Origin of the sequence: Clostridium sp. AF20-7, from assembly GCF_003479275.1 — a bacterium.
Lineage (GTDB): Bacteria > Bacillota > Clostridia > Lachnospirales > Lachnospiraceae > Otoolea > Otoolea fessa.
On the sequence record NZ_QUGF01000036.1, the window covers coordinates 1 to 304 of the forward strand.

The 304-nt window shown below is 46.1% G+C and carries 1 rRNA gene (cut by a window edge); it reads left to right on the forward strand.

Going from position 1 to position 304, the window contains the following annotated elements:
* The first annotated feature begins 205 nt into the window (after positions 1-205).
* A 5S ribosomal RNA gene (gene rrf, locus DWX68_RS14495) occupies positions 206-304 on the forward strand (it continues 59 nt past the right edge of the window).

Consider the following 304-nt stretch of genomic DNA (forward strand, 5'->3'; position numbering starts at 1 on the left):
GGATCACCTCCTTTCTAAGGAAGAAGAAGTAAGGGTTTTATATACTGTTGAGTGTTTAAGGTCCGTAAGTGCACCTCGCGAACAAGTTCGCTCGGTCGCGGCGTTCGCCGCTTATAAAACCGAAAACCAAAAACTGCTTATGAAAGTAAACTTTCAACACAGTTTCTGATTTTGTTTTTGCACTTACTCATTACAACACGAAATTTCCGGTGTCGATGCGCTTAGGGGACACACCCGTTCCCATCCCGAACACGATGGTTAAGACCTAAGCGGCCGATGATACTATGCTGGAGACGGCATGGGA